Genomic DNA, 6,707 nt, shown 5'->3' on the forward strand with positions numbered 1-6,707 from the left:
GTGCCGACCAGGGCGCAGATGATCACTATCCGTGTCGGCTTTCTCATTTCTTCGCCGGTTCCGCCGGGGGCTCGCCGGTCAGGTAATACGTCATGTCCCCGGGCCTCTGCGCCATGCGTGTGACAGTTTCGAAGGAATGCTCGTTCGCGTAGGAGTCGGTGAATGCCAGGAGGTTGCGGTCGCTCAAGAACTGGTTGAGCGTCGGCTGCAACGGGGTGCCGATGAAGGGGGCGACATCAAGTGGTTTTCCGTCGGACCCGACGAATTCCGGCGGCAGCTGTCCATTTGCGTGCAGTGTTGTGAACAGTTGCTGGATGATCTGGTGATTCGCTTCGGCGGTCGCGCGCGAAGGGTTCGGGTAGGTGGGATATTCCTTCTCCGGCTCGGGGTTGAACTTCTCCATGGCCGCGTTGTAACCCTCTTCTTTGGCGACTTCGAGCACTTGGTTGCCGATCACGCTGACCGGTGTCGCGCCGGGGATTTCCAGGTTGTCCAGGGTGAGCGATTTGACGATGTCGCCGACCTTTTGGCGCATCTCGTAAGTTTCCTGCTTGGCGTTGAAATCATCGTCGGCGTTCTTCTCCGTCTGGAAGGTGAGCGCGTTCATCGACGCATTCGTGATACGCGCGTCCAGAGAAGGGAGTTCGGGCGCGTGGATGCTCAGCCACTTCTGCGGGTCGCCGTTGCCTTCGGTGATCGCCCGGTCCAGCATCTCGGCCTCGTGGGTCTGCCGGGCAAATTCCAGAGTGAACCGGCCTGTTTCGGATTGGCTGCCCAGGAACAGCAATCGGTCGGCGTGGGTCCTCTCGAAGGTGACATTGGCTTGCTCGCCTGGGGTCAGCGGATCGTCGTAGATCTTGGTTCTGTCCGCATCAGGGTTCAGATAGGTTTCCATATTGGTAGCCAGAACATGCGAAAGCCCGTCCGCCAGCTTGGGATTCGTTACGAACGCCTTGGCGTTGTCCTCGAAAACTGTGCCGTCTTCGCCGGCCTTCAGCTTCGGTCGCCCGGAGTCGTCGGTCTCTTCCGGCGCGAAGACGTTCGGCAGTTCCGCCAGCGCACGCTTGGCAAGTAGTCCTTCTTGCCCGGGCTCGTCGGTACCGTCGGCGATCCATTCGTACAGCCCCGCAGCGGTTTTGCCGTCGTCGTCCCACTCGTGGGAGAAGACGGTCGAGGTGAATTTCTGGGGGTCGAAGTTCTGCGGGTTGTACAGGTTGTCCGTGGCGCCGAAGGACAGGTCGCCGGGGATGTCCTGGCCGGTGCTCGGATCCTTGCCGGTCAGCAGGGCGTAGCTGGATTCGTTGTTGCGGGTGCTGGTCTCCAAGAACTGCCGGCTCGCTGCCTCGACCTTGTCCAGGTCACCCTTGTCGAAACCGGGCGGGTAGCCGTGCCAATCCTTCTCGCTTGCTTCGACGTACTCGGCGAGGCTGGCGCTCTGCCGCCCCAATTCGATGCCGAGGGTCTGGCCGGGCTCGTAGCCGGGGTTGGCTTGGGTCAGCAGTTCGGCGAATGCGGCCTGCTGCAGCATCTGGTCCTTGACGGGGCGTTGTCCGTCGATCACCGTGTCGTCGCGTTCTTCGTAGCGGCCGGACACCAGTTCACGGATTCCGGGCGGAAGGTCGGCGTAGGAGCCGCGCCGGGTGCCGGAGCCGATCTTCTCGTTCGACACGACCATGAGCGAGTTGGCCAGGTTGTCGCGCTTCATCGCCGCGACGGGATCGCCGGCCTGTTCCCGTTCGAGCAGTCGCTGGTTCAGCGCGAGGATGCCGTCCTTGCCCACTTCCTGGTACAGCGCTTTGTAATAGTCCTGCACGCTGGCCGGGACGGTGCTGACCTCCTCGCCCGCGGCCAGGCGGCGCAGTTCGTCCGGACTCAGCACGTGCTCGGGCATATCCGAGGCGATCGCGTCGATGGCCGCGGTGTCGCCGGTGCGCGCCGCGTCGGCGAGTGCCTTGCCGTCCTGCTTGCCGAACCGGGCTGCCTGTGTGTCGGCGTCGGCGACGTCGAGGCTGGAGCCGAGGAGGTCGCCGCCCGATCGGATCTCGAGCGCTTGATCGCCGATCTGCTTCGCCAGGTCCTCGACGGCGTCGCGGAACGGCGAGAACGCACCGTTGATCGCGTCCTGATGGGTGCGGATCTCCTCCGGGTCGACGCCTTCTTTGTCGAGCACCTTCCAGGTGTCGTCCACCGTGAGCTGCGCGGCGCGCGCGTCGTTCAGCTTCGCCAGCAGGGTGTCCCGGAACCCGGCTACCGCGCCGACTCCGCGCGTCAGGATGTCGATCAGCTCATCGATCTCGTACCCGAGTTTCTTCCCCTGGTCGTGGTCCTGGCCGACGCGGTTGTAGGCGGCGTCGTAGGCGACGCCCTGCCAGTCGTGCCGGACCTCGTCGAAGTGTTTGCGGGCGCTGTCGAGCTGCTCTGCCAGCGTGGACCGGGATTCGGCGAGTTTGCCCGTCCATGCGTCGAGCGCCCCGAGGTCCCAGCGCTCGACTTCCCCGGGACTAAGCACGGTGCACGTCCATGGCGTGCATCATCTGGGCGAACTGCTGATCGCTGGTCTGCAGATTGCCCGCCGCGTCTTTGGACTTGTTCGCCACCTCGCGCAGCCGCTCGGCGACACGCAGATACGCGCCTTCGACGAACTCGGCGGCCAGTTCGATGGCTCGAGGGATATCCGACCCGGGCACCGCCGCGTGCAGCCCCGCCGCCGAGGTACGCACATCGATGCTGTCGATTGCGCCGCCCGCGGCCAGCAGTTTGTCTGCCAGAGCGCGGATCTGGTCCACATCGGCTTGTAGCAACTCCGCCCCCTCCTCCTCGCAACTGGCGACGAATTTAGCATGCTGAACGGCCGGTCGTTCGCGCCGATGACCGTCGTCGAACGCGGCTGTATACGCGGACACGGCCGCTTGCGAACGGCCTCGGCCAGCCGGGCACGGTCAGCGGCAGCGGAAGGGCGGAGGAGTCGTTCGGTCCCGAGAACTGGTTCGAAGCATGTTGATTCGGGCGATCGAACACGGGACGACGCCCGAGCGTTAGCGGGATCTGTATGCCGATCAGCCGCAGAATTTTCCGTATCGCCGCGCTGCTGTCCGGTGCTGTGCCGTTCGTACAGAGAGAACTCGGGTGGCCGCGTCGCCACACCCACATGCCCTGTTTCGCGTCGATCGCACGGTGATTGATGCGCGCGACCGATTTGTCGCGATTAGGATGTGAGCGCTCGCGCGCGGTACTCGGGGAGGCGGGTTCGATGGCGAAGAACAAGCGATTCGGTCTGGTGGCGGTACTCGCGGTGGTGGCGACCGTGCTGGCCGCGTGTGCGCAGGCAGCGGACGACCATGCTGCGCAGCAGGTCTCGCCGCCTGCCGACACCTGGGAGCTGGCCGGGTCGATGACGGCTACCGGCCCGAACGGCCCGCGCAAGGGTGTGCCGGACGCGCCGCTCACGGCGGACAACGGTGACGGCGGCGCGATCGACAAGCTGGCCCTCAATGCGGTCGCCGACGTCCAGGACTTCTGGACCGCCGAGTACGCGACATACTTTCCCGGCACTTTCAAGCCGGTGACCAGGTATATCTCCTGGGATGCCGAAGCGGCCAAGGCGCAATCGGTCAAATTCTGCAGGTCCGACACTTACCAGGTGGTGAACGCCGCCTACTGCGGCGGCGACCACACCATCGGCTGGGATCGCGGTGTGCTGCTGCCGAAACTGGTACAGAAGTACGGCGAGATGGCGGTGGTGATGGTGCTGGCCCACGAGTATGGGCACGCCATCCAGGGGCAGGCCGAGCTGGCGGGGCTCCTGACGCCGCCGCTCGTGCAGGAACAGCAGGCCGACTGCCTCGCCGGAGTCTTCCTGCGCCATGTGGCCGAGGGGAATTCGGCGCATTTCACGCTCAACACCACCGACGGCGTCAACGCCGTGCTCGGCGCCACGGTGGCCGTCCGGGACCGGGATCCGAACGATCCGGAAAGCGTGCACGGCTCGGCCTTCGAGCGGGTGACCGCGGTGCAAATCGGATACACCGACGGTGCGGACGGGTGCAAGAAGATCACCAGGAAGGAGATCGCCCAGCGGCGCGGCAATCTGCCCACCACCTTCGAACCCGGTGAGGAGCAGGCGCAGCTGCCGGTGGATGCCGGCGCGCTGACCAGCCTGAGCAAGGCGCTCGCCGAGATCTTCCCGCTCGCGCGGCCGCCGCAGTTCGACTATTCCGGGGTCGGCCGCAGCTGCGCGGAAGTCACCGTCACCCGGCCGGTGTCGTACTGCCCGAGCGCGAACCGGATCGGCACCGATGTCGCTGCCCTGGCCCGCCGTGGCGGGCCGATGGCGGGCGAGGACCCGCTCTCGGCCGTCGTGGACGGCGACTACAACGCGTTCGTCGTCTTCGTGTCGCGGTACGTGCTCGCCGTGCAGCAGGATCGCAAGCTGTCGCTGACCGGCGCCGAGACGGCGGGCTTGCGCACCGCATGCCTCAGCGGCGCGGTGACCACGAAGCTGAGCGAGCCGGGCAGCGACCCGCACTTGTCCGCGGGTGACCTGGACGAAGCGGTCTCCGGCCTGCTCGCCGACGGGCTGGCGGCCGCGGACGTGAACGGCAAGGTCGTGCCGAGCGGCTATCAGCGGTTGGAGGCGTTCCGCACCGGCGTCCTGGACGGCGAGAGCGCGTGCCTGGCCAAGTTCCGGTAGTCGCCGCTACACCGGCAGCGACCGCAACGAGCTGAGCGTGCTCGCCAGCGCACGAGCCGCTTCGGCGCCCTTGGTGACGAAGTGCTCGGTGAAGTAGGTGACGTGCTCGCTGTGCTCGTGGAAGTGGTGCGGGGTGAGCACGACCGAGAACACCGGCACGTCGGTGTCCAACTGGACCCGCATCAGCCCATCGATCACCGCCGAGGCCACGAAGTCGTGCCGGTAGATGCCGCCGTCCACCACCAAGGCCGACGCCACGATCGCCGCGTACCGGCCGGAGTGGGCCAGGCGCTTGGCGTGCAGCGGGATCTCGAAGGCGCCCGGCACCTCGTAGACGTCGATGGTGGCGGGATCGAAGCCGAGGTCGGCGTATTCGGTGCGGAAACCCTCGTACGCCTTGCCGACGATCGAACTGTGCCAGCTGGCACGGATGAAGGCGATGGATCCGGTATTGCTCATGCCGGGATACTACGGTCCGGTCAGGTGCGCTTCCAGCCAGCCGACGACATCGTCGAGCACTTTCTGCTGCTCGGGCTCGTTGAACACCTCGTGGTAAAGGCCCTCGTAGCGGATCACCGTCAAGTCCTTCGACCCGGCGCCGCGCTCGATGATATCGGAGCTGGACGGCGCGGCGATCGAGTCGGCGGTGCCGTGCAGCACCAGCAGCGGCACGGTGAGCCGCGCCAGCCGCTGCTTGACCGTGTCGGTCGCGCTCAGCATCTCGGCGCCGGTGCGGGCGGGCAGCATGCCCCGGTAGACCAGCGGATCGTTGTCGTAGGCCGCGACCACCGCGGGGTCGCGGCTGATCTGCGACGAATCGAGTTTCAGCACACCGAGATTCGGGGTGAACCTGCTCAACACCGGCGCGAGCATGCGCTGCACCGGATTGCCCACCGGGATGTCCAGCGGCGGGGCGGACAGCACGATGCCCGCGACCTCGATCGGCGCGCGAGTGGCCAGGTACAGGGTGATCAGGCTGCCCATCGAATGCGCGACCACGAAGCGCGGCACGCCCGGCTGCTCCCGGCCCGCGATGGTCAGCATGGCGGCGACGTTGTCGGCGGCGCCATCCATGGAGCCGATATTGGCCTTACCGCCCGCGGACTTGCCGTGCCCGATGTGGTCGAGCGCGTAGACCGCGAAACCGGCGGCGACCAGGCGCTTCCCCACGTGGGTGTAGCGGCCGGAATGCTCGGCCACGCCGTGGACCAGGACGATCACCCCCCGCGCCGCGCCTTCGGGCAGCCACGCGCGCCAGGCCACCCCGCTGCCGATGCCGTCGAACTCGCCGGACTCGGTGCGGATCGCGGGCGGCTCGGCGGGCGTGGCCTCGCCCGCCGTCGGCTCGGTCGTCATGCCTCGGCTCCTGCCGTCGATGGCGCGCCGACCGTCGCGAAATGCTCGATCAGCCGCCGGTTGAACTCGATGAGTCGAGCGTAGTTGACCCGGGAGAGGCGTTCGTCGGTTCCGTGGATCGAGGCCAGGTCGCGCTGGTCCAGCACGATCGGCGCGAAGTTGCACCGGGTGCCCGCCAGGTCGTCGTAGTGTCTGGAATCGGTCGCGCCGGGCACGATGCCGGTGGTCACCGCGATACCGGGGACGACGGCGCGGGCCAGCCCGGCGATCAGCTCGAAGCCGGGGCCGGGGCCGGTGATCCGTGACGGCTCCGACGACATGCCGATCAGTTCGAATTCGATTGCCTTGTCGCGCACCACTTTCCGGCAGTGCTCCAGCACCGAGGAGACCGAGTCGCCGGGCAGGATGCGGAAGTTCACCATCGCCTCGGCCCGCTGGGGCAGCACGTTCGCCCGGACTCCGCCGCGGATGACGGTCGGCGCGGTGGTGGTGCGGACCATGGCCTCGGTCTGCGGCTGGGCCGCCATCACGCGGGTGATCGCCGGTCCCGCGATGCTCGCGAGCGCCAGCAGCCGCCGCCGCGGCCCCGGCATCACATGGCGCAGCCTGGCCAGCATGTCCGCGATCACGGGGGTCAGCCGCAGTGGCATCGGATGGTCCT

6 protein-coding genes are annotated in these 6,707 nt (G+C 67.0%); 1 reads left to right on the top strand and 5 read right to left on the bottom strand.

Going from position 1 to position 6,707, the window contains the following annotated elements:
* Positions 1-43: 43 nt before the first annotated feature.
* Together ON27_RS08960 and ON27_RS08965 are read right to left on the bottom strand one after the other, a co-directional pair.
* Positions 44-2,509 carry a TPR repeat domain-containing protein gene (locus ON27_RS08960; RefSeq protein WP_043722352.1) on the bottom strand — a complete coding sequence of 822 codons (2,466 nt, stop codon included), beginning with the start codon at positions 2,507-2,509 and terminating at the stop codon, positions 44-46.
* The gene (locus ON27_RS08965; protein ID WP_043722375.1) at positions 2,502-2,801 is read right to left on the bottom strand and encodes a hypothetical protein; all 300 of its coding nucleotides are present in this window, start codon (positions 2,799-2,801) and stop codon (positions 2,502-2,504) included. Before ON27_RS08965 ends, ON27_RS08960 begins: the two co-directional genes overlap by 8 nt.
* Positions 2,802-3,250: 449 nt before the next feature.
* Between ON27_RS08965 and ON27_RS08970 the strand changes: the two genes are divergently transcribed.
* The gene (locus tag ON27_RS08970; RefSeq protein ID WP_043722377.1) at positions 3,251-4,690 is read left to right on the top strand and encodes a neutral zinc metallopeptidase; all 1,440 of its coding nucleotides are present in this window, start codon (positions 3,251-3,253) and stop codon (positions 4,688-4,690) included.
* 6 nt (positions 4,691-4,696) lie between these two features.
* Here ON27_RS08970 and ON27_RS08975 read toward each other — a convergent pair whose 3' ends face one another.
* The 3 genes from ON27_RS08975 to ON27_RS08985 form a co-directional block, all read right to left on the bottom strand.
* Positions 4,697-5,149 carry a 6,7-dimethyl-8-ribityllumazine synthase gene (locus ON27_RS08975; RefSeq protein ID WP_043722355.1) on the bottom strand — a complete coding sequence of 151 codons (453 nt, stop codon included), beginning with the start codon at positions 5,147-5,149 and terminating at the stop codon, positions 4,697-4,699.
* Positions 5,150-5,158: 9 nt separating this feature from the next.
* Entirely contained in the window at positions 5,159-6,046 is an 888-nt protein-coding gene (locus ON27_RS08980) for an alpha/beta hydrolase (protein WP_051046369.1), read from the bottom strand.
* A partial coding sequence (locus ON27_RS08985; protein WP_043722380.1) for a peptidase dimerization domain-containing protein occupies positions 6,043-6,707 on the bottom strand: 665 nt, incomplete at its 5' end. The genes ON27_RS08980 and ON27_RS08985, both read right to left, overlap by 4 nt.

The sequence above is a fragment of the Nocardia asiatica NBRC 100129 genome, assembly GCF_000308415.1.
GTDB classification, from domain to species: Bacteria; Actinomycetota; Actinomycetes; order Mycobacteriales; family Mycobacteriaceae; genus Nocardia; species Nocardia asiatica.

Coding starts and splice junctions, on each gene's coding strand:
- ON27_RS08970 (WP_043722377.1), top strand. CDS start 3,251: ATGGCGAAGAACAAGCGATTCGGTCTGGTGGCGGTACTCGCGGTGGTG.
- ON27_RS08980 (WP_051046369.1), bottom strand. CDS start 6,046: ATGACGACCGAGCCGACGGCGGGCGAGGCCACGCCCGCCGAGCCGCCC.
- ON27_RS08975 (WP_043722355.1), bottom strand. CDS start 5,149: ATGAGCAATACCGGATCCATCGCCTTCATCCGTGCCAGCTGGCACAGT.